The organism is Umboniibacter marinipuniceus, assembly GCF_003688415.1.
GTDB classification, from domain to species: domain Bacteria; phylum Pseudomonadota; class Gammaproteobacteria; order Pseudomonadales; family DSM-25080; genus Umboniibacter; species Umboniibacter marinipuniceus.
This window is the reverse complement of record NZ_REFJ01000001.1, coordinates 654,604-677,747: the sequence shown is the minus strand read 5'-3', so window position 1 is coordinate 677,747 and position 23,144 is coordinate 654,604. Positions and strand designations below refer to the sequence as shown.

Genomic DNA, 23,144 nt, shown 5'->3' with positions numbered 1-23,144 from the left:
AGCCCTGTGCTAAACCATTATCACGGATCATATTCAACCTACCCTCAATAGCATCAGCTTAGCTCACGCGAATACATATGGCGATTAGGCAATAGAGACTCAGCCGACACGTCAGTAACGTCGTTGTATTCGGTTGGGTGATCGATAGGCTCCCAGCTTTCACCAAACTTCCAACCTCTTATCATGGTGTAATCTCGTAGCGATACTGATATAAAACCTCGCCATGCAAATTAAGCACTTCTATTTCGTAATCCCCTATGCCTTGAGCCGTCGTCAACTCATGCTGGAGCTTGTACTCGGCATCGCTCCCCCAAAAGAGTGTGGCGGTGGATCTACGATTGCCGTTTTGATCAGGGAAGCGCCAAATTAGAACCATCCCAGTTTTCACATCGTGATCCATTATTGATACTTCAGGTCGCACGGTTAGTCCCATGTATTTGCCTAGGTTCTCGTTTAAGCTGAATGAGTCGGGGCTGCTGTATACATTGAACTTTCGAGAAGTACCAAAGTCTCGCCCATAATCAAGCGTCGCAAGGCCCGCAGCTACCTCATCTATCTGACCGCGCTCCGCTGAGACGCCAATATGTTCCACTAATCGCTCTCGCACCACGCGCATAGCGTCATCGTCAGCATTCAGCTGTTCGTAGATTCTCCCCACCGTTTTACGGAAATCCATCGTCACGTAACGATTATCGGTTCCGCGCCGTTTAAGCTCGCCGGCGCAGCGCGCTAGATCTTGATATGGCGGCGGCGCCACGCAATAGAATTCGGCAAGCAGTAACTTTTGCCTACGCTCTTCGTCATATTGGCGGAAACCGTCTTCAATCAGTTGCTGGGCACGTTCGAAATCCTGATCCACGAAGTTTCCGCGCAGGTAGTGCTTGCCCAGCTCAACTTGCGCCTGCCACTGGTCGTATTCCGCCGCTTCCTCTAATAGCCGCAAACCGCCTTCGGTATCGTGATGCTCATCTTCCGCATCAAGTAACCGCTTCCCTAATTCATACTTTGCTCGCAAACTTCCTAACTCGGCCGCTCGCTCAAAGTAGTAGCTGGTCATTGCTGGATCCGCTTGCGCACCAAAGGCCGTTAAATCTTCATCTAGGGTAAGACGTCCTAACATGAGATAGTCGTCAGCTAGGGTTGAGCGCGCCGTTGCATAAAGCTCTTCAGGCAGCGGGGGCTGGATGCCCATGGACCGGAGAAGAAAGTCATAGCGAAGGGCGAAGTCATGACGACGATCTCGCAATGACGAATGCCCATGGCGAGCGTTGTTATAAATAACTCCCTCCGGTTGGTTACCCTGTAGTGACAACATGGCCTCAAGGCGGTGGGTATGCTCAGGCGGCGTAATGGCGTCCTTCGCCCCGGCTATAAGCATTACGGGGACATTAATATCTTCGGCCAGATATACCGGTGAATTACCCATGAGCGTAGCGGTGTCGTGATCACCCATTATTGCCCTAATTCGCTCCTGAGTAGATTCACTCAAGTGTCGGTTAGACAAGCTCAAGGCAAGTGGTAAGTCGTAAATACCAAACGAGCCAATGGCACAGTCAAATAACTCTGGATGGCGAATCGACAACATCATCGACGAATAGGCACCATAGCTTCCGCCCATCGCACAGACTTTGTCAAAGTTATGAACAGACTGCACGGCATTCACTGTCGCCATGATGTCATCCTCAATGAGCTGCCCTAGCTCACCACGCCCCTGTTCACGAAAAGCTCTGCCATATCCTTCCGAACCACGGAAGTTGGTACGAAGTACCGCAAAACCACGCGAAGCAAAGTACTGCACCTCGGCATTAAACAATCGGTTATCGCTCACCCCAATAGGACCTCCATGGGGCTTCACAATCAAACCCAATGGCTCGCCATGCAAGGGCAGTGTAAGAAACCCTTCAATCCTCTCACCATCTGAGCTGGTAGCCGACATCACGGTTGTTGGTGACAAATTATGAGTATCAATGGCGCTGTACTGAGACTGCAGAAGCTGGAGCGAGTCATTCTCTCCGTGAAACATAAAGAAGCTCGGTTCGAGGAGCGAGCCGGTACCGAGCAGGAGAATATGCTCTCGATCCTCAGACTGACTGATTTGTGAAAACGATGTATCGGGGTAGGCAGCGCTAATTCGGTCATAAAGTAGCTGTTCACCATCATCAATATATTTGGTTACCAAGCTTCCTTGATCAAGATAAGTGACAGCCGAAATTTTGCCATCTGATTCAAGCCTTGCGGAAATAACATCGTGTTCCGTGGATTGATAAAGAATCTCACCAAAGCTGGACTCCACGGGATTGAAATACTGTACCGCTCTGCGGGGAGTCTCCTCGTCAGTGATGACAATCCATTGGCTTGGTGACAACATTGCCAGTGGCAGAATCGTCACCTCGCTATTGAGATTGACACGAGCACTGGTCACCGATCCATCTACCGTTGAGATGGCTTTGAAGGTCACATTTTCCACGGACGTACCGCGCATAAACATCACCCGCTTTGAAATGGGGTCGAATAGCGGCGGCAGAAGCGAACGTTCACGGCGAATAATTGCCGTGGCGTCCTCGATGGCCTCGAAACTAAATTGTTCGGCACTCAACTGGTAAACACTATACAGCCCAGGTCTATCTAAGCGCTGAAACACAAATTCATTATCCGCGGGGGAAATGTGGACGAAACTGCCCTGCATAAACGCAACAACTTGCTCAACGTCGCCAGACGCGCTGACCTTAAAGATGCTTGTTGCGCGCCCACTTACGCCCCGTGTTATTGCGCTAACCGCAAAATATTCATCGGTCAGCCAATCAATATCAATCTGAAAGAAATTCTTCAGTCCAATAATTTGAACCACTTCCGCCGGGTGTGAGGTAATTACACTGACCGCTGTTTTACCGTCGTATCGGTCAACCGCAATAAGCCAATCACCCGATGGCGACAGCTTGATGTCATTGATCGTTGGTTTGCTGACCAGCTGTTCACTCGACATGGGTTCGAACCGCGCCTTGATGAAAACGTCCTGATCGTAGAGGGGTTCGAATGACTGAGCCTGAGACAATACGCTGAAGGCTAAGAGTGTAAAGAAGCTAATAATTCTCATTGCGACACCTCTGCTTGCTCTATTTGCTCTGCTTGCTCTGCTTGCTCTGCTTGCTCTGCTTGCTCTGCTTGCTCTGCTTGCTCTGCTTGCTCTGTTTGGTTGCTGATGGGGGTGGCATTGCTTAGCGTGGCCACATAGCTCATATAGGGATCATCTCCGGGACCACCGTAGGCCACTTCAAACTGACTGAGCAATTTCGGATAATTGGAAGAGAGAAATGCCAGCGCTTCCGATGAGCGATTGTTTAATTGAATGGCTGCACCGGAAAACAAACCGAGCATCGAGACATTAATATGGCCTACATAGGTGAGTTTATTGGGCTCAATTTTGACTTGCCAGTTCTCGCTATCTAAACGCACCTTGAAGGATGAACTCAGGTAGAAGGAGTCAAAATTATAGTTGCCTGCCTCCAAGGGATAGACGATAAAATTGGAGCCTTCGATTAAGCTGTCGGCCGTGATACGAACAGTGTCTTCGCCATGCATTAAGATGGAACGAAAGCGACTTCGCTCATCAATACCAAGCACAAGATAGCCCATATCATCGCGGGCCTCCGTGGGTTGAGCATCATCAACCGAGGTGACATTTGCGGCACAGGCCGTCAGCAGCGCTGATAATAAGATGACGTACATACGCAGCCGCGCAGCAGAATTAAGTTGCATTGATTCGTCCTTGAATTAGGTGTGGGTGCTAGAATTTCTTCGCAGGAATAGACCGTTTTTTATTAATTGTTGTTTAGTCCATTTTGCAGTAAGGCAATCAACTCAGCAATAGAAACTTGTATTTCTAAGCTGGGGTAACCTTCGAACAGGCTTCTAAAAAAAACACATACCACAGGCGGCGAGAATGAATTGAGAGGCAGTTAACAAAACAACTATTTCAAGTAAGAATATTGCGCTAGACTATTCTTTAACCAACAATTAAAACCCCGCCAACTATCGAAGGATTCGAACATGCGTATACTCGCCATTAGTTTAGCGTTGCTGCTAGCCGCTTGTAGTAATGATTCACCAAACCAGCCGGACAACCCAGGCGGCGGAATTACGCCTCCCGTTGGGGTACCGGTAGCCGATGCGGGACAATCAATCCTTTTGCAACGCGGTGCTACGGCAACGTTGAATGGTAGCGGCTCATATGACCCCGATGGTGACTCCCTAACTTACCAGTGGACGGTTGTCAGCCAACCCTCTTCTAGCAGCTCAGTGCTTAGCGATGAAAACAGTGTTTTTCCGAGTATCTACCTCGATGCCGTTGGCGATTACGTGATTGAATTGGTGGTCAACGATGGCGAACAGGACAGTGCGCCAAGTCAGGTCACCATTTCCGACACCGACACCATGCCCGTTGCCTTAGCCGGACCCGATCGATCGGTCGCGGTAGGTCAGCCAGCCGCCCTGAACGGCGCCAGTAGTTTTGATGTGGACGGCGATGCGCTCAGTTTTAGTTGGACAATTGCCAGTGCACCATCCGGAAGCAGTGCCACACTCTCTCGTTCAGACTCTCCCTATCCAATGTTAACGCCCGATGTAGAAGGCGATTATGTAATTGAACTAGTGGTCTCAGATGGCTTCTTAGACAGCAACAGCGATGAGGTTGTGGTTTCAACTGCGAATGTTGCGCCGATTGCCAATGCGGGCATCGATCAATCTTACGTAGTCGGACAAGCCGTTATTCTGGATGGCTCGGCCTCTTCCGATGCGAATGGTGATCCACTGAGCTTTAAGTGGCACATTGTGAGCGCTCCAAGTGGCAGTTCCGCTGTACTGGCCAATGCCGATCAAGGCCGAGCCTCGATTACCCCGGATATCACAGGTCCGTACGTCATCGGCTTGGTGGTTAATGACGGCACCGCTGATAGTCGCCAGAGTAATATCGCACTTCACTCGGGCAACCAAGCTCCCGTAGCTAATGCGGGCAGAGACCTCACTGGCACCATAGGTCAAATTGTTCATTTAGACGGATCGGCCTCTTCAGATCCGAACGGCGATCCGCTGAGCTTTCAATGGTCATTTACCTCGAAGCCTCGCAATTCAAGTGCCGTACTCAGTGACATTCACACTGTTCACCCCACCTTCACACCCGATCTATCTGGCGATTATGTCATTCAGTTGGTTGCCAGTGATGGCACCGCTAATAGCGTCCCAACCTCAATTACCGTATCCACTAATAACACTGCCCCTGTCGCGAATGCAGGCAAATCTAAAAGTGTTGCTACCGGTAGCTTATATAACTTAGATGGCTCGGCATCTTCCGATGCAGAAGGTGCGCAACTAAGCTATCAATGGACCATTCTATCGCTGCCTAGTGGGAGCTCTGTTCAGCTCTCCGATGCGGATATCGTCTCTCCGTCATTTACGCCTGACGCGGCTGGCGATTATGTCTTCCAACTCGTTGTCAACGATGGTCTCCTCGACAGCGCTCCGGCCACAGTGATTATGAGTGACGGTGACTTACCACCTGTCGCTTCGGCTGGCCCTGACCAATCGGCAGCCACCGGCACCGCGGTAACACTTGACGGTTCACTGTCCAGTGATCCTGAAAATCAAACGCTGAACTTTATGTGGTCGTTGATCTCAAGCCCGGCAGGTAGCGGTGCTGTGATTAGCAATGAACGCTCTGCTGTGGCCGGCATAGTCCCCGATCTAGCAGGAGACTTTGTGATTCAACTCAAAGTTAGCGATGAATCAGGACAAAGTGATTTTGACATTATTGTCATCCGTGACCCAGCCACCAATACCCTCCCGGTGGCCAACGCCGGTAGAGACTCTACAACCCTCCTAGGCGACCAGTTTATTCTGGATGGCACAGCTTCGTCCGATGCCGATGGCGACTCGCTGTTTTACAGCTGGTCTATGTTGAGTCGACCTTCAGGGAGTACAGCAGTGCTCAATAATCCGCAGACACCTTACCCTGATTTCACACCAGACGTAGAAGGTGACTTCGTTATCCAACTGGTGGTCAGCGATGGAAAGAGCACCAGCTTCCCTGATGTTGTGGTTATTCACGATGACAAAAAGAACCTAGAGCCAACGGCCATCATAGCTGTAACACCGGACGGTACTACTGGTCAAAGCTATCAATTTGATGGCAGTCAGAGTTCAGACCCAGAGGGTGAAGCGCTAAGCTATAATTGGACACTGCTGTTTAGTAATGGCGAGGCCCTAATTGATCCAACTACCGCCCAGCCATCCTTTACGCCTACCAAAGCCGGTCAGTATTTAATCGCGTTATCCGTTTCGGATGGTGTTAACCAAAGCTCCACGGTTTCACGTTTTGTAGAGGTGAAGGACCCGGTAAAAGGCGCTGCAATCCCTACTCCCGGCACACACAATCTGATGATGCTAAGTTCTCGTGGGGGTGACAGTGGCGTGGGATCACTTATTAGCGTTCCTGAAAGTAACCTAACCCAACCAACGGAAATCATGAGTTTTCATGGCTTGCCGGTTGCGGCACTCACCGATCCACTCCAAGGTTGGACCGTGCACCCCATCACCAACAAAGCCTATCTCACGCTGTCGTTAGGTGGCGAGAATGATGTGGGGAATATTATCGAATTCGAACCTTCAACTCAGACCGCTACCCGCTTCATGACCCTGCCCTACATTATGCACGAAGGTTACAAGGTCAGAGAGATTGGCTCGCGACTGCTGTTCCACCCAGACGGTAAGTCAGCGTACCTCTATAGTACTCGAGGCGGAAAGACCAATGTGGGAGTCTTACTTCATGTTAATTTCGACTCGGCTAGCGCCGACTACCAAAAAGTCACCGTGATTGCCGACTTTGGTTTGGCGTCAGCCAACTTCCCAGGTTATACCAATGCGCCGTCTACTGATCTCTACTGGAATGGCGATCAAATAGCGTTGATTGTGGGTAACACCTTTTCACGCTCTGAAAAACGCCATGTGCTCAAGATTGTTCCAAGCGACCCACAGGATCTGACTAAATCTTGGAACATTGAGGAGTTTGGCAATACGATTGAAGTCGCCGGGCGAAAGATGTACGTAGAGCGTGATACGCAAGTCATTGTCGATGTTCAACCAGGACTTGTTCAAAACGCCCCAAATGGCGCTAACGGTTTCAGATTACTAGACTGTAAAAACCCAATTGGAACTTTCCTATGGGAAAGCCCCGAGGTATTCCTACTGTGTAACGGAGCTGGGTCTAATTATGACCCCGCTCTCTTTGCCAGTAATACCAGCGCTGTTAAGCCATCTCAAGCGGCAACATTCGGCTCGTTGGCTGGCAATGAATTTAAAGGCCTAGCGGTTTCCACAACTCGCTCTAGTGCGTACTTAACAATTTCAGACTCGCTCGCAAAGAACTTTATCTTTAGTACCGCAACCAGCTTCTTGAAAGCACCCACACTTAGCGAGATGACGAAACCCAACTTCAGTATCCGTCCGCTCGTTACCGGGGGGCCAGATTTAGGTTACTACTTCTTCGGAGACCCTGCGGTTGTGAATTCGGTCAATGATGCCATCAATGACCGCTACATTGTGACCTTTAGCATTGACGAAGGGCTCAATGGCAACGGGAATATCATCACCTACGACCGAGAAACCTCCAACACCTTAACAATCCCTATGGGATACCCTCGTGGTGCACTACCCTATGGGCGGATACTTAAGAGCGCTGCGGGTGACTATTTCTTCCCAGTTCGCGAGCATTCAGATGGCCCTGGTTCAGGTGCTGTCACCGCGCGCATTATTCGCTACGATTCCACCACTGGCGATACTGAGAATAGCCTCATTAGCCGTCGAGCTAAGCCTGGACTCTCGATGGCCGAAACCGCTAGCGGTTCGATCTATCTACTGTCCAGCGATCAAACAGGTGTTACTACGATAACCACCGATCTCTATGAGTTGGATCCTAACTCCATGACATCGACCTTCATTACCTCCTATTCGGCACTGAATCATGAAGCGCCCGATACTGAGCTTCGCTTGGACAACAATAACCTATGGTTCTTTGTAGACGACACACTCTACTGCCGAGATCTTAGCTCTAACACCGATGGCTCTCTGGTATTGGCTTCTTCAGCAGCCAATGATCCCGTTTATGCGGTGACCTTCCCAACGGCTGGAGGTGATGGATTCTTCGCTACGCGTGCCGACGGTGCCGCTAACCAAGGCACCATTCAACGCCTCAGTAATAACTGTGCGATGCCAACTATCTCTGGTTCTGTCGCAGGTTTAACTGATCTACCTTCCACAGCACTCATTGCAGCAAGCGACGGTAATATGTACTTTGGCACAGAGGGCGGTAAGCTAATGCGCTACAACGAGTCGACTAATAGTGTTGCTGAAGTAGCAACGGTTCCAAACCGTTCTATGGTTGGCTTTATCGCTGAAGATGCGAATGGCGACTTGGTTGGCTTTGCCTCGAACGGCCGCTCGCTGGATGACCAAACCTATGCCTATAACTTAGGAACGGGGGCAATTGTCATTAGTGATGTGCCGGACGATACGCCAATTGATTCGCTCTACCCTGGCTTTACCGAGATTAACTAGAAGCGTAAATCCAAAACGAAAACGCGCGCCTTAGGGCGCGCGTTTTTTTATCACTTAAATTTTTTCGCGTTTCGCGACTGTTCTTGCACCGAGTTCACCATTTTTGTGAAGGCTCGATCCTTCGCCCTGCGTTGCGCTAGGGTAGCGCTATTGTGCGCCTCTTCGCGCCGAAGTTTTTTATAGTTGTCCAGCCTTCGTGGTGATATCTCATCATTATCTACCGCTTTTAAGACCGCGCAGCCTGGCTCCTTTTCATGTTGGCAGTCACCAAACCGACAGTTCGCTGCTATGGCTTCAATCTCGGCAAAGGTGAGCTGGATACCCTCTTTAACGTCACTTAGCTGTAGCTCTCTCATTCCTGGAGTGTCCATTAGGAGTCCGCCACCAGGAATCCGTTTAAGCGCTCGATGCGTGGTGGTGTGACGTCCCTTGCCATCGGTTTCTCGGATGGCAGCAGTTTGCATGGTTTGCTCACCCACTAAGCTATTTACCAACGTGGACTTGCCAACCCCAGAGGAACCCAGAAAGGCAACGGTCCGCCCTTTCCTGCAGTGCTCCTTTAACACCAACACTTCATCCTGCGCTAGGGCGTTAATACAATGTACTTCTAATAGCGGATCTAGCTGCTGAACTCGGTCCTTTTCACTTTCTGGGTCATCGTGAGTATCTTTTTTCGTCAGCACCACAACGGGTTCAACACCTGCTTCCTTCGCTAACACGAGATATCGCTCAATACGATTAAGACTAAAATCTTCGTTAAGCGAGCTAACAATAAAGACGCTATCGACATTCGCAGCAATAAGCTGACGTTCCTGTGCAGTGCCGGCGGCTTTGCGTTGAAACAAAGACTGCCGCTCAAGTGTGCGGACCAGTCGCTCGCCTGATATCAACACCCAGTCTCCCACACAGACTTGTTCAAAATTCTGCGGCAGGTTAAATCGAGCTGATTCAGTGCCATCGAGCACCGCTACTTCTGACTTATGGTGCGCAACGACTCGGCCCAACGTACAATTCTCCAACTCATCTAGCGAAAGCTGTTGCTGAAAGAAGGGACGCATACCTAATTCGTTTAATAGATGAAAATCCATTGCTGTTCCTAGCGAAGTGCTACTACTCATGTCAGACAACGCAACAAAACGCTCCGTTGACGCTCTGCTGACGCTCTATTGACGCTCTATTGACGCTCCGTTGACGCTCCGTTGATAATGGCTGAAGACGCACGAAGCCGCAAGAATAGCTACCCATTAGGGTAGCATTGCTAGGGGTGGCAACAGGGCAAGCTAATCCATCGGGCGGCTAAACTGCCGTAACCACTCTACCGCCAGCGCTGGCCATTGATGGCTGCCGTCTTCCTGGCGACCCAAGCCGAAACCATGGCCACCCTGTTGAAACAGGTGCATTTCGGCCTTAACACCTTGCTGGGTCAAAGCCGATAAATAGCGAGTACTTTCATGGTAGTGACAGACATCATCGTCCATGGCGTGAACGAGAAAACTCGGCGGCGCGCTTGGCGTAACACGATCTAAGAAGCTAAATTCCCGAACCTCCGCCGCCGTCATTTTTCGATGAAATAGGGACTCCTCTAGCCAGCGAGTGTTTTCCTCGTTCATTTGCGTCACTCCGTAAATGAGCAAAGCGAAATCGGGGTTATGCGCCAACTGTTCACTTTCTTCCAGGCTTAGCCAAGTGGCTAGGTGGCTTCCCGCTGAAAACCCAATTACTCCAATTGCATCCGGGTTCAATTCATACTCACTCGCCAATTCATGGAGCCGAAGCAACCCTTGGCGTGCATCCGCTAGTGGCACTTCCCAGGGCGTATGCGAGTGTGTGGGGCTGGGGATACGATATTTCAAAACGGCTGTATTAATACCGTGACGGCTGAAAAATTCTGCTACCTCATGCCCCTCGTGATAAATAGCCTCCACGGTATACCCCCCTCCGGGAAGGATGATTAGGCTGATGCCAGTATTTTCGCCTTTGGCTGGGTAGAAACTGAGCGTGGGCACGCTGACCTCATAGGCGCATTGCACACCAAAACAATCGGCTTCGTATTCCGTATTCGCCGCCGTTAAGGCCAGTGGCATCTCCGCGGGCCAAAGCGGTTCAGTGAACGCTGCGTAAGTAGTTTTGGGCTCAACGTTAGTCAGATTATGTTCCTCTGGTTGGGCGTAAACAGTACCTACCTCAAACACCACCACACCGGTGACGACAACGCCCCTTAGCAGACTGTTTGATAACAGCCCTGTGAACAAATCCCTTACCAGCTCTAACACCATGATAATCGTCCCTTCCTGTGATTCGATAACGCTATCAGCCCCCAATCAAAGCCGCAAATTGTATGTTTTCAGCCGTCATTGAATGGAATTCAACCATCCCAAATTCATCGCACAACGAGCCCAATCCTTACCAACAGATATCACCGTATAACCCTGTGGGTAACTCAGACTTTGCCCCGAAACACAGCCCTTGAAGCTCATGGTTGGGAAGTAACCACTCCGCGAACGAGTAGGCAATGTGGTGCCAATTTGAAGGTTCTGAAGGACCAGCTGGGACGGCAACTTGTGTAAAACCCGCGGGGACGGCAACTTGTGTAAAACCCACTAAGACGGCAACTTGTGTAAACCCACTAAGACGGCAAGTTGTGAAAAAAACCGCTAGGCTTATCTTTTAGAGTAATGACACAAGATTAACCAACGTTTGGGGGAAGATCCTTAATGAATAATGTTGCTGCAATCTGGCCAGTTATTATTGCCTTAGCAGCCGTAGTCAATGGTATGGGGCTAGTTCGACTCATTGGCGGATTCGGCGAGTTTGTAAAGAAACGCAAGACAATTAAGGTAGAACCCTTCTGGCCATTCTATTTGCTGGTTGCGTCTCAGTTAATGGCACACCTCCTCCTTTGGTGGTCTATTCTCGGGATGCGGTCATTAGCTCAAATTAACTTCTTGATATACCTCTACCTACTGATAGGCCCCACTCTGCTTTATCTATGCACCTCCCTCATGGTTCCCGACATCGAGGACGCTAAGGTTGACCTCAAAGCCACCTTCATGGAGTTCCGAAGTATGTTCTTCGGTATTTCAGCATTATTCTGGGCTTGGGCGTTGGCCTTCATGCCAATTTTCATAGGGCAGATGGCTCCCACCGCACCCATCTTCGCCGGGTTTATTATTTGCTCATTGGTTCTCTGGTGGTCCGATAGCATTACCGCCACAAAGGTTTTCGTTGTTGGCTACGCGGCCTTGTATATTGCCTTTATCGCACTGTTCGGCATGGAATTCGGTGGAGTGGCCGCCAGCGTCAATCCAAGCTAGCGGCTACGCGCGTTTAGCGTTTAGCGTTTAGCGTTTAGGCGTCAGACTCTTTTGGTGACGGACGTGGTTGCTTAGCTCGAGGTGTTGTATACAAGGGCCAAATCAACTGCTCCTTCCAATCTGCGCGCAGCATACCGGACACACCGTAGCGCTCTGGATACTTACGGGTAATCTTCGCCGTGCCAAACAGCACATCCCAAAAGAACAGTAGATTGCCATAGTTACCCTTAAAGGTGGTGATGCCGTCACTTGGATCAAGACCGTGGTGGGCCGAATGGGTTGAGGGAGTGGAAATTGTACGCTCAATCACCCACGTGAACGGATTCAACCAAGGCCGGCTATAGAGAAAGCGATCCCACTTCCATTCCGAGTGTGCCCCATAAATCACCGTCATCTTCACCACCAAATAGACCGCATAAACTTCGCCGAATCCCAAATAGATGAGCACTCCAGAAAGCCACAGCGATGGCATCATGGCGTAGTAGAAGATGTTATTACGATAGACAATCCGGATACTCATGTACTTACCGTTATGATGAGCACGGTGTAATTTATACAAAGGAATAAAGGTGTGAGACATCCTATGCCACCAATATTGCATCATGTCATCAAACACCAGCAGCAACAAAATCTGGAAGATAATAGCGGTGCCGACAAGCGCGTCACGATATTCGGGCAGAATTGAACCCAACACATAACTGACGGTAAAGATGATAGTTGGCTGAGTCACTGCAACCACAAGTAACGTGCTAATTGCTTCAACTCGGGCATCATCACTCACTTCACCGTCGCGACGAAACAACTTACCTCGCCAAGCCTCAAGAATGGCGAACCCCGCAAAGATGAAGAGAATAATTAGTTCAATTTTCATAACAGCCAACTCATTAACTTGGTTTGAGCTGTCATCCTATCCTGAGACTGTGTTATAAAATATATCATTGTATAGTTTTCAGAGTAGCCATGATTTCCCCAAACCTTTCGCCACAACGTCTTCCCAACGAACACCTACTGGCACTCGCCGCGTTTTGCCCCTGTGTTAGCTATTCAAAAGGCGAAGTAATTCATGAACGCGATGAGCAAAAACCTGGTTTTTCAATTATCAGCCATGGCAACGTAAAGGTGGGGAACTATGATAAGCAGGGCAACTACCTGTTAACTCAGGTTTTGGGGGAGTTCGAAATTTTTGGCGAAATCACGCTATTCACCCAGTACGCTAGAAGTCATACCGTAGAAGCCCTCACTGGCTGCGAAATTATTCAGGTCAGTCGCGATAGCTACGAACGCTATGCCAACCAAGTCCCTGCCATAAAGGATGTGATGCTTGCGATGTTGGCCGAAAAATTACGAACCTGTGTGGATTTGATGGACGATCTGCGCCATCTCAACGTGGCTCAACGTCTTGCCAAATTACTGCTCAACTTTTCGGTAGCAAAAGATTCACTTCAGGTAAAGCTTCGCCAAACTGATCTTGCGGACCACTTGGGCCTTACGGTGCTCACCGTTCATCGCGCTTTAAACAAGCTGGCTAACGAAGGGTTAATTAGATTGCAATACGGTAGTATTGAGGTGCTTGACGTTGAAGCGCTAGCACGCTTTGCAACGCGCTAATATAGAAGCTAGCACGCTTTGCAACGCGCTAACCCAGAAGAGGTTCCACTATCCTGCAGTGTTTCACTAATCAAAAGAAGGAAGCAGTGGGCCGTAGACCCACTGTTTAGTTTCTCTTACTCAGTAATACCGTGGGACATCAGAATGAAGGTGTATTCCTCGGCATAATCACGCAGACGGCCATAACGACCGCTGTTAGCGAAGTGCCCAGCACCCATGTTCATCCGCATCATTAACAGATTATCGTCGGTCTTATAGTGACGCATTGCCGCCGTCCATTTGGCCGGTTCCCAATAGGTCACACGTGGATCATTCAAACCGCCGGTGACTAACATCGATGGGTAATCGCGCGCCTCAATATTGTCATAGGGTGAGTAGCTCTGAAGTAATTCAAATGCCGCCTTATCTTCAATAGGATTACCCCACTCGCTCCACTCAGGTGGTGTTAGCGGCAAGGTTGCATCAAGCATAGTATTGAGTACATCTACAAAAGGCACACCTAAAATCACGCTACTCCAAAGTTCGGGAGCTTGAACAACTACCGCCCCCATTAGCTCACCACCAGCAGAACGGCCCGAGCTACTTATATTCCCAGCTGCGGTATAATTCTGAGCAATCAAGCCACGTGCTACGTCAATGAAATCATTAAAGGTGTTAGTTCGCTTTTCAAGCTTGCCATCCAGATACCACTGGTAGCCCATCTCATCTCCACCACGCACATGCGCAATAGCATAGATCACACCGCGATCTACCAAAGATAAGTTAGTGGTTGAAAAACGCGGTGACATGCCCGAGCCATAGGCACCATAACCGTATAGATGAAGCGGATTGCTGCCATCGAGCTCAGTGCCCTTCAAATAAAGCATAGACACCGGTACTTCAGCGCCATCTCTAGCCGTAATCATTAAGCGTTTCGTTTCGTAGCGGCTCTTATCGTAGCCAGACGGAATGTCCGCGACTTTCCGCGTTTCTAGGCTTTGTTCGTCTAGCTGATAGTCAAACACCGTTGACGGAGTGACCATGGAACTGTAGCTAAGGCGAAGGTGGCGCTGATCGAACTCAGGGTTATTGCCAATAGAAGCCGTGAAGACATCTTCAGGAAATACGATCTCATGTGACGAGCCATCGTAGCCATTAACGTGAATTTGCTCTAAACCATTAACGGACTGTTTGATAGCAATGAAGTCATTGAAGGGTTGAAAGCTGCGAAGATAGACCGCGTCACTTCCTGCAATTACAGTTTCCCAGTTTTCATAGCTAGGGTTAGTGTCCGCAACTTTTGCCATACGGAAATTGACGTGTTGGTCGTTCGCTAAAATCCAGAAGTCACCATGAGCGTGATCTACGGTGTACGAGAAACCCTCTGAGCGCGAAGCCAACAGCATTGGTTTGGCCGTTAAGTTGTTCTGTGAAAGTGCATAGTATTCCGACACCGCACCCTGACCAGAGCCCAACAACAAATACTCCCCATCGGAAGACGAACCAAAGCCAAGGAAGAAGCTGTCATCGGATTCCACCAGCAGGACAGTGCTCGCATTTGAATCAAGCTCGTAGCGATTAATAGACTGGGTTCGCCACTTACCCTCTTCTAGGAGGCCATAAACTAACGAGCCATCCTTCATAAACTGCGCGCTACCATTCGTATCGGTGATCACATCATCCAAATACTCGCCACTTACAAGGTCTTTTACTCGAACGGTGTAACGTTCATCACCTGAGGTGTCGAAGGAGTAGGCTAAGTAACGGTTATCATCGGAAACACTATATCCACCCATCACAAAGTATTCATAGGATTCAGCTAGACCTGGTTGATCCAAGAACACTTCGGCCTGCGCTTCGGGATCACTTAAATCTCTACGCAAGTAAGTACGATACTCCTCGCCCTCTTCATAAACCCAAGAATATTCGTAGCCGTTTGACACCCACGGCACCGAGGACTCCGACTCATCTAGGCGACCTTTGAACTCTTCAAAAAGTGTATCGGTTAACGCTGCTTGCGGCTGTAACCAACTTTGAAAATAGGCGTTTTCGGCGTTGAGGTAGTCCAGCACATCTTGGTCATCAACGGTAGGGTAGTCGCTATCGCGAAGCCAATTCCACGGGTCCGATACCGTGATACCGTGATGACTAAACTCGTGCTCACGTTGAGATGCATACGGGGCATTGGGAAGTTCGCTTAACTGACTTTTCGACATCGTTGTTGGCGACGTTTCTGAACCTGGCGTGCAGGCTCCTAGAAAAAACACGGCACCGATACCCAGCGCCAACGGTCGTAATCCAAAATAATTCATAGCAATTCCTTTTTCACGATTCATCGTGTTGTTGCGCAGCTTGCGCGGACACTTTACTCACCTATCATCGCAAGGTGCTACAGGCAAGGTCAATGACTTTGACTGGAGATATCCTCACGCTGTTGGCAGAACCAATAACTATCCAAACGCTCGAAGCTAGCAGGGCGAAGTTAATAACTATCTAAAAGCTCGAAGCTAGCACGGCAAAACCAGCAGCAATAGCTAAACAGACTAGGGAGAAAGATTCTGGAGGTATCACTGTGGCGTAACCTAATGGGGGCAATAGGTGGGGGAATACGCCACGGCGATAAAACTTAGCGGGCTTGTATAGAACCGCTCTCTCACAGCGGTTCTACGATACGTCACTCCTCTGTGACAGGAAGCTCTGATACCTCGGGAATAAAGACATCCGTGATATCGACACTGAATACATGAGCAATATCGAACGCTAGCTGAAGTGATGGACTGTGTTTGCCTCGCTCCAGTGCATTAATTGCCTGCCTTGATACACCCAAGCGTTTCGCTAGGGCTTCCTGGGACCAATCTTGCTCGGCCCGAAGCACCTTGATCTTATTCTTCATGACTATCTCGCTTTACCAATAGCTCTACAACAAGTCCATGACAGCCAAATACCACCGGCAGGATGAAAGCCGGATTGATAGCTGGAATCTCAAACTTATACATCAGCATGCCGTAGGTATAAGAAACAAAGCAGAGCGTGGCCAGTATCCACATAAAAGCTTCACCTATGCGACCGCGCATATATTCATCCTGGCGCAGATAGTAGCGGCGGTATATCGCAAACGCCCAAAACAGCGGCAATATAGGAATCAACGTGATGATTACTTTAGGCACCAGTGATAATTCAAAGGTTGCCATTGTCACTGACTGAATGGCCATCAGGATTAGAAACAATCCCATTGATAGTGCGAACTTCGGCATACAGTTTTTAACTTTACTGATCATATCCATTGATACATCCTCGTTTTAGCTTTGGGGGAGAGTCACACTGACTCACTAAATTTCCCGTTTTTTGTCGGGCATGTGTGACATTATGTCATGAAAACCTTACATGTCAAGCCAGCATTACATAATGTAATGAAATCATGACTAACCCCAATGAGTTAATGGACCGTTTAGGGCGATGTATCGCAATGAATTTATGACGTTTCCTGGCAGTTTCTCTTTGTAGTAACGCAAAAAAGGCCACAGCGAATGCTGTGACCTTTCTAATGGGTGCTACGTGTTGAAGAAGGTTAAGCGCTAACTACTAGCTAGCCCCCGTGATCAACCTAGTCATGATATTAGGCTTTTAGATCAAATCGGTCAGCATCCATCACTTTAGTCCAGGCCGCCACAAAGTCCTCAACGAACTTAGTTTTGGCATCGTCCGCCGCATAAACTTCTGCTAAGGCACGTAACTGAGAGTTAGAGCCAAACACTAAATCCGCACGACTCGCACTCCACTTTTTCTTGCCGGACGTTCTGTTAGTACCGGTGAACGTTTCGGCATCTCTAGACGTTGGGCGCCATTCCACATCCATGTCCGTGATGTTAAGGAAGAAGTCATTACTTAACACACCAGGCTGTTCAGTAAGAACGCCCAATTCTGAGTGATCAAAATTGGCACCTAATACACGCAAACCACCTACGAGAACCGTCATCTCTGGAGCAGAAAGCCCCAACAGCTGCGCTTTGTCTAAGAGTAATTCTTCGGTAGCAACCGTGAATGTCTTCCTACGATAGTTTCGGAAACCATCAGCAGCTGGTTCAAGCAAGGAGAATTGCTCTATATCCGTCTGCTCCTGAGAGGCATCCACTCTTCCTGAAGTGAACGGTACGTCTATCTCAACCCCTGCGTCCGAAGACGCCTTCTCTAAGGCGACAGCGCCACCCAGAACAATGAGGTCCGCCATAGAGACCGCGATTTTACTTGCACTCTGAACACCCTCAAGCGCCGTGAGCACCTTAGCAAGTTGCTCTGGTTGGTTTACTTCCCAGTCCTTCTGAGGAGCCAAACGAATCCGAGCGCCATTTGCGCCGCCTCGATAGTCTGAGCCTCGGAAGGTAGAGGCAGATGACCAAGCGGTATAGACCAATTCAGAAACACTCAAACCGGTCGCCAAAATTGCCAACTTCAACTCGGCTACCTGAGCACTGCTCAGTGTTTCACCCGTTGCGTCAGGAAGCGGGTCTTGCCAAATTAGATCTTCAGCTGGCACTTCATCACCTAAATAACGCGTCTTTGGCCCCATATCACGGTGAGTTAGCTTAAACCAGGCACGTGCAAACGCATCGGCAAATTCAGCCGGATTTTGGTGGAATCGCTCGGCAATGACTCGATAGGCAGGGTCTAACTTCAATGCCATATCCGCGGTGGTCATCATTAAGCCTACACGCTTAGCACTATCTTCAGCATCCGGGGCTTTGTCTTGCTCAGCCAAACCAACAGCGGCCCATTGTTGAGCGCCCGCTGGGCTCTTTACCAGCTCCCATTCATAGCCGAAGAGCACGTCAAAGTAGCCGTTATCCCACTTCGTTGGATTAGCTGTCCAAGCACCTTCAATCCCACTTGTGATGGTGTCTGAACCCTTACCGCTGGCATAGCTATTGCGCCAACCGAACCCCATTTCTTCCATTGCTGCGCCTTCAGGCTCCGGGCCTAGATTGGAGTCGGGTGCGGCGCCGTGTGCCTTACCGAAAGTATGGCCACCTGCCACCAGCGCAACCGTATCGTAGTCGTCCATCCCCATTCGAGCGAAGGTGTCGCGTACATCATGAGCTGAAGCAAGTGGGTCAGGATTACCATCAGGTCCCTCTGGGTTAACGTAGATAAGCCCCATTTGGACTGCTGCCAGCGGAGCTTCTAACTCGCGATCACCCTGATAACGATTGTTGCCCAACCATTCGGCTTCCTTACCCCAATAGACATCTTCTTCTGGTTCATAGATATCGGCACGGCCACCACCAAAACCAAAGGTTGGTAAACCCATTGACTCGATGGCGACATTACCAGCCAAAATGAATAGGTCCGCCCACGATAGCTTGGCGCCGTACTTCTTCTTAACGGGCCACAGTAGTCTACGTGCCTTATCTAAGTTGCCGTTGTCTGGCCAGCTATTTAACGGAGCAAAGCGTTGATTACCCGTATTTGCACCACCACGGCCATCGGCGCTGCGATAAGTGCCCGCTGCATGCCAAGCCATCCTAATCATGAATGGACCATAGTGACCATAGTCGGCTGGCCACCAGTCCTTGGAATCCGTCATGAGCGCCGCAATATCCGCTTTGACTTCACTGAGCGGCAACGAGCTAAAAGCTTCCGCGTAATCAAACTGCTCCCCCATGGGGTTGGACTTGCGGTCATGCTGATGAAGGATCTTCAGGTTCAATTGATTCGGCCACCAGTCTTGATTCTTGGTGCCACTGCCGCCTGCACTCGTATTTCCACCGTGCATGAACGGGCATTTTCCTGCTGTTGTGTTGTCGTTGGACATACTGATCTCCCTGGCAGATTCTACTGCTGTTTAAACATTACCCAGTAAGTGTAGTGGCGGGATGAAAAAACATTAAATCAATTAACATCATTAATCTGATAGCTAAAAACTATAGAAAGAGGGAGCATCACTAAAATCTGTCAGTGAGCATCGCTAAAATCTGTCAGTGAGCGTCGCTAAAATCTGTCAGTGAGCGTCGCTAAAATCTGTCAGTGAGCATCGCTAAGATCTGTCAGGGTGCAGTTCTCAGAGCTAAGCGGTGTAACAGCACAAGATCATCAGAGCTATCGCTATTTGCTGCTGAGTCACCAGCATCAATAGAGCAAGCAAATGGAACGCGGCAAATCCGCTGTACTCAACTACAGTTAAAGGGTGTGGTAGACAATGCGAAGGCTGTGGTTGTTAGCTCGAAAAATGTTAGAGGCAGCGCGCAAGATGCTTAATTTGAGCAAACCACACATATTACATTTACCGAATTTACATAGGGATTGTGCATGAATATTGAGCGCCATAATTTAGTCAACGATGTACCTCAACATAAAGAAGCGATTCACCACTTAAAGATGAATGACCGACACTTTTCGAAACTATTTCACGAGTATCATGACGTGGACGATGAGATCATTCGGATTGAAGACGGGGTCGAAAATACCGCCGATGACTACCTTGAGTCGCTGAAGAAAAAGCGGCTTTATCTAAAAGATGAAATGATCACTATGATCAATAAGTACAAAGCGGCTTAGTTCCGAGGCCAGATAACCTGCTAAGGTCAGAGCGTATTCCGCTCTGATCAATCTGGCGGGCTAGCAGCAAGACTTCGCTAGATACTTCCCTGCGAGTTAACAAATTGCTGGAACTTAGGCTGGCCATGGTACCCCGCCACTAAAAACTAATTTGAGCCCAACCGCCTTTAGCGCTATGTTTAGTCCTTTGCGATTTTTAGAAAGGGACTTTGGATATGAAACACTTGTTTGTTGGATTCATGGCGGTCGCAATAGCCACTGCCTGCTCACCCACCGACACCTCAAATACCGCGGCCAACAGCCAACCAAGTAATGAGCTAACGCTTGACTACGAATACTACCAACTTGATAACGGCTTGAATGTGATTCTCCATCGGGACAATTCTGACCCGATTGTAGCGGCTGCAACCATTATCCACGTGGGTTCCTCGCGCGAAGAGACCGGTCGGACCGGTTTCGCTCACCTGTTCGAGCACATGGCGTTCAATGATTCGGAAAACGTACCCCGCGGCGCCAATAGACAAATGATTGAAGAGTTAGGTGGGTCACGTAATGGCGGCACCTGGAGTGACGGCACCATCTATTACGAAGTCGTTCCCAAGGACGCGTTGGAAAAGCTCATGTGGATTGATTCCGATCGCTTCGGCTACATGATTAACACCGTCACTGAATCCGCGCTTGAACGCGAAAAGCAAGTCGTTAAAAACGAAAAACGTCAGCGCGTAGATAATCAGCCATACGGTCATACCGGAGCCATCATCCGCCGTGCGCTCTATCCGGCCGGCCACCCCTATTCCTGGACCGTGATTGGCGAGCTCGAAGACTTACAAGCAGCTACGCTAGCCGATGTTCGCGAGTTCTATGATCGCTATTACGGTCCTTCGAATGCCACGCTGGTCATTGCTGGCGATATTGATATTGAGGAAACCAAAGCGCTAGTTGAAACTTGGTTTGGTGAAATTCCTGCGGGTCAAGACATTAGTGACTTAGCCCCTATGCCTGTGACGTTGGAGCAATCGGTGCGTCTTTCACACCTCGATAATTTCGCTCGCTTGCCAGAACTACGCATCACCATTCCAACGGTTGAAGAATACCACCCCGACAGCTATGCCCTAGAAGCCTTGGCGCAATTGCTTGCCGATGGCAAACGAGCGCCGCTCTACCGTCACATTGTGGAAGACGATGGTTTAGCACCAAGTGTACGCGCCAGCCAAAATAGCAGTGAACTCGCCGGTGAATTCTCCATTGCTGTCCGCGGTAATGCCGGCGTTGTGCTCGATGATATCAACGCCTCACTTGAGCGCGCCCTTGCCGACTTCGAACAAAATGGTTTTGATGATCGCGATCTTGAGCGTATTAAAGCAGGATTAGAGACGTCCTTTTATCAGGGCGTTTCATCGGTTTTGAACAAAGCATTCCAACTTGCCACTTACGCTGAATACGCGGGTGATCCTGGTTACTTCCAAACGGATATCCAGCGCATTCAAGCCGTGAGTCGTGAAGATGTGCTTCGTGTTTATAACACCTACGTAAAGGGCGCCAATGCTGTTTACACCAGTGTTGTTCCAAAGGCCTCGCCTGAGCTAGTGCTGACAGGTTCGGTAGACGCTGGAATTAAAGAAGAGGCTATTGTCGCCGGAGCCGAGCCAAGCTTTGATGATAGCGAAGCGGACTACGAACGCACGCCTACTGTGCATGATCGAAGCGAGCCACCGCTGGGGCCAATGCCTGAGATCCAGACCCCAACCGTTCATGACGCCATCGCCGACAACGGCGTGAGACTGCTCAGCATTGAATCCAATGAGCTTCCGCTATTTAACTTCGAATTATTTATTCCTGGTGGCGTTTGGCAAGAAGCGGAAGGCCAATACGGTATCAATGCGCTCACGGCAAGTTTGATGAACGAAGGGACCGCAATGCGAACCCCAGCAGAACTTGAAGACGATATCGGTCTACTGGGCTCCTCATTAAGCATCAGCTCGTCCATGGACGGCATGGTAGTTCGAGGAAGTGGTTTGGCCCGTAACTTCGAAGCAACCCTAGCCATTGCTTCCGAAATGCTGCAATCGCCGCGTTTCGACGAAGCCGATTTCAACCGTTTGAAACAGCAAACACTCACGCGTATTCAAGCCAGCGAAACCTCGCCGAATAGCATCGCTTCGCGCGCTACGTTTGCTACCCTCTACCCGGCAGAGTTCCGTGCGGCATCGCCCACTGTGGGTACATTAGACTCGGTTGCTAGTATTGAACTGAATGACGTACAGGCCTTTTACCAGCAAGCTGTCCAGCCGAATAACGCGTCCTTGAGTGTTGCCGGAGACCTTGATAGTAAGCGTATTCAAACAGCCTTTAACCAGCAGTTCAGCAACTGGACTAGGCATAGCGATTCTGCCTCCCACAGTAATATTTTGAACGAGGCAATTAGTGCGCCGCGAACCGAACTACCTAACTGGGTGTTCGTAGACTTACCCGAGGCGAAGCAATCGGTTCTGTTCATGGGTACTCAAGGCCCATCATCTTACTCAACGGACGCCTTTGATTTGGAGGCTGCAATCAACCGCTTAGGCGGCGGTAGTAGTGCCCAGCTATTTCAAACACTGCGTATTCAACTGGGCTACACCTACGGTGCTTACGCCGCCGTTTATGGTGGCCGTTACAATGGGCCTACGCTAGCCTACAGCAGTGTTCGCGCCAACGTTACCTCAGAGGCAATGGATGTATTTAGGGGGCTCATTGAGGGCTATGAGGCTCAGTTTACTGACGCCGACTTAGCCACCACGCAGAATATTCTGATTAAGTCGCAAACACGTGCCTACGAAAGTCTAAGCCAGAAGACGGGGATGTTATCTGAGATGGCCCGCTACCATCGCCCAAGCGATTATGTGGCCGCCCGCCAGACCCGTGTTGCTAACATGACCACAGACCGTGTGAGCGAACTGTTAAATCAGTACTTAGCGAAAGATCAACTGCTGTACGTTATTGTGGGTGATAAGGCTACGCAATACGACGCGCTTGTTGAGCAACTTGGGGAGCCGCTTGTGCTGGATCGCTGGGGACAGCCGATTCAATAGTTGCTACTCGCCATCG

16 protein-coding genes are annotated in these 23,144 nt (G+C 49.6%); 5 read left to right on the top strand and 11 right to left on the bottom strand.

Going from position 1 to position 23,144, the window contains the following annotated elements; genetic code table 11:
- Window positions 1–53: 53 nt before the first annotated feature.
- The 3 genes from DFR27_RS12715 to DFR27_RS03080 are packed head-to-tail and all read right to left on the bottom strand — an operon-like array spanning window position 54 to window position 3,756.
- Window positions 54–185 carry a hypothetical protein gene (locus DFR27_RS12715; RefSeq protein ID WP_281269003.1) on the bottom strand — a complete coding sequence of 44 codons (132 nt, stop codon included), beginning with the start codon at window positions 183–185 and terminating at the stop codon, window positions 54–56.
- Window positions 182–3,094, bottom strand: a complete 2,913-nt coding sequence (locus tag DFR27_RS03085) for a prolyl oligopeptidase family serine peptidase (RefSeq protein WP_121875980.1) — start codon at window positions 3,092–3,094, stop codon at window positions 182–184. Before DFR27_RS03085 ends, DFR27_RS12715 begins: the two co-directional genes overlap by 4 nt.
- A complete protein-coding gene (locus DFR27_RS03080) occupies window positions 3,091–3,756 on the bottom strand; it encodes a hypothetical protein (RefSeq protein WP_121875979.1) in 666 nt (221 codons plus the stop codon). Before DFR27_RS03080 ends, DFR27_RS03085 begins: the two co-directional genes overlap by 4 nt.
- Before the next feature lie 291 nt (window positions 3,757–4,047).
- Between DFR27_RS03080 and DFR27_RS03075 the strand changes: the two genes are divergently transcribed.
- On the top strand, window positions 4,048–8,604 hold the full coding sequence (locus DFR27_RS03075; protein WP_121875978.1) for a PKD domain-containing protein: 4,557 nt from the start codon (window positions 4,048–4,050) through the stop codon (window positions 8,602–8,604).
- A 50-nt stretch (window positions 8,605–8,654) separates the two neighbouring features.
- On the opposite strand, the gene rsgA is transcribed toward DFR27_RS03075, so the two are convergent.
- From rsgA to DFR27_RS12485, 3 genes are all read right to left on the bottom strand, one after another.
- Window positions 8,655–9,692, bottom strand: coding sequence for a ribosome small subunit-dependent GTPase A (gene rsgA, locus DFR27_RS03070; protein ID WP_121875977.1), 1,038 nt, complete (start codon window positions 9,690–9,692; stop codon window positions 8,655–8,657).
- A 192-nt stretch (window positions 9,693–9,884) separates the two neighbouring features.
- The gene (locus DFR27_RS03065; protein ID WP_121875976.1) at window positions 9,885–10,880 is read right to left on the bottom strand and encodes an alpha/beta hydrolase; all 996 of its coding nucleotides are present in this window, start codon (window positions 10,878–10,880) and stop codon (window positions 9,885–9,887) included.
- A 127-nt stretch (window positions 10,881–11,007) separates the two neighbouring features.
- The gene (locus tag DFR27_RS12485) at window positions 11,008–11,205 is read right to left on the bottom strand and encodes a hypothetical protein (RefSeq protein WP_147434505.1); all 198 of its coding nucleotides are present in this window, start codon (window positions 11,203–11,205) and stop codon (window positions 11,008–11,010) included.
- A 113-nt stretch (window positions 11,206–11,318) separates the two neighbouring features.
- Here DFR27_RS12485 and DFR27_RS03060 point away from each other — a divergent pair, with 113 nt between their 5' ends.
- Window positions 11,319–11,918: a hypothetical protein gene (locus DFR27_RS03060; RefSeq protein ID WP_121875975.1), complete on the top strand. Its 600-nt coding sequence runs from the start codon at window positions 11,319–11,321 to the stop codon at window positions 11,916–11,918.
- Between the two features lie 34 nt (window positions 11,919–11,952).
- Here DFR27_RS03060 and DFR27_RS03055 read toward each other — a convergent pair whose 3' ends face one another.
- The gene (locus DFR27_RS03055; protein WP_121875974.1) at window positions 11,953–12,789 is read right to left on the bottom strand and encodes a sterol desaturase family protein; all 837 of its coding nucleotides are present in this window, start codon (window positions 12,787–12,789) and stop codon (window positions 11,953–11,955) included.
- Between the two features lie 89 nt (window positions 12,790–12,878).
- Here DFR27_RS03055 and DFR27_RS03050 point away from each other — a divergent pair, with 89 nt between their 5' ends.
- Window positions 12,879–13,526, top strand: coding sequence for a Crp/Fnr family transcriptional regulator (locus tag DFR27_RS03050; protein WP_121875973.1), 648 nt, complete (start codon window positions 12,879–12,881; stop codon window positions 13,524–13,526).
- Window positions 13,527–13,642: 116 nt separating this feature from the next.
- Here DFR27_RS03050 and DFR27_RS03045 read toward each other — a convergent pair whose 3' ends face one another.
- From DFR27_RS03045 to katG, 4 genes are all read right to left on the bottom strand, one after another.
- The gene (locus DFR27_RS03045; protein WP_121875972.1) at window positions 13,643–15,817 is read right to left on the bottom strand and encodes a S9 family peptidase; all 2,175 of its coding nucleotides are present in this window, start codon (window positions 15,815–15,817) and stop codon (window positions 13,643–13,645) included.
- Between the two features lie 362 nt (window positions 15,818–16,179).
- Entirely contained in the window at window positions 16,180–16,398 is a 219-nt protein-coding gene (locus DFR27_RS03040) for a helix-turn-helix transcriptional regulator (protein ID WP_121875971.1), read from the bottom strand.
- Window positions 16,388–16,789, bottom strand: a complete 402-nt coding sequence (locus DFR27_RS03035) for a hypothetical protein (RefSeq protein WP_121875970.1) — start codon at window positions 16,787–16,789, stop codon at window positions 16,388–16,390. Before DFR27_RS03035 ends, DFR27_RS03040 begins: the two co-directional genes overlap by 11 nt.
- A 332-nt stretch (window positions 16,790–17,121) precedes the next feature.
- Window positions 17,122–19,314: a catalase/peroxidase HPI gene (katG, locus tag DFR27_RS03030; RefSeq protein WP_121875969.1), complete on the bottom strand. Its 2,193-nt coding sequence runs from the start codon at window positions 19,312–19,314 to the stop codon at window positions 17,122–17,124.
- A gap of 494 nt (window positions 19,315–19,808) precedes the next feature.
- On the opposite strand from katG, the gene DFR27_RS03025 reads away from it, so the two are divergent.
- Window positions 19,809–20,057 carry an HP1242/YdcH family protein gene (locus DFR27_RS03025; protein WP_121875968.1) on the top strand — a complete coding sequence of 83 codons (249 nt, stop codon included), beginning with the start codon at window positions 19,809–19,811 and terminating at the stop codon, window positions 20,055–20,057.
- Between the two features lie 215 nt (window positions 20,058–20,272).
- Window positions 20,273–23,128 carry a M16 family metallopeptidase gene (locus tag DFR27_RS03020; protein WP_121875967.1) on the top strand — a complete coding sequence of 952 codons (2,856 nt, stop codon included), beginning with the start codon at window positions 20,273–20,275 and terminating at the stop codon, window positions 23,126–23,128.
- The last annotated feature ends 16 nt before the right edge of the window (window positions 23,129–23,144 follow it).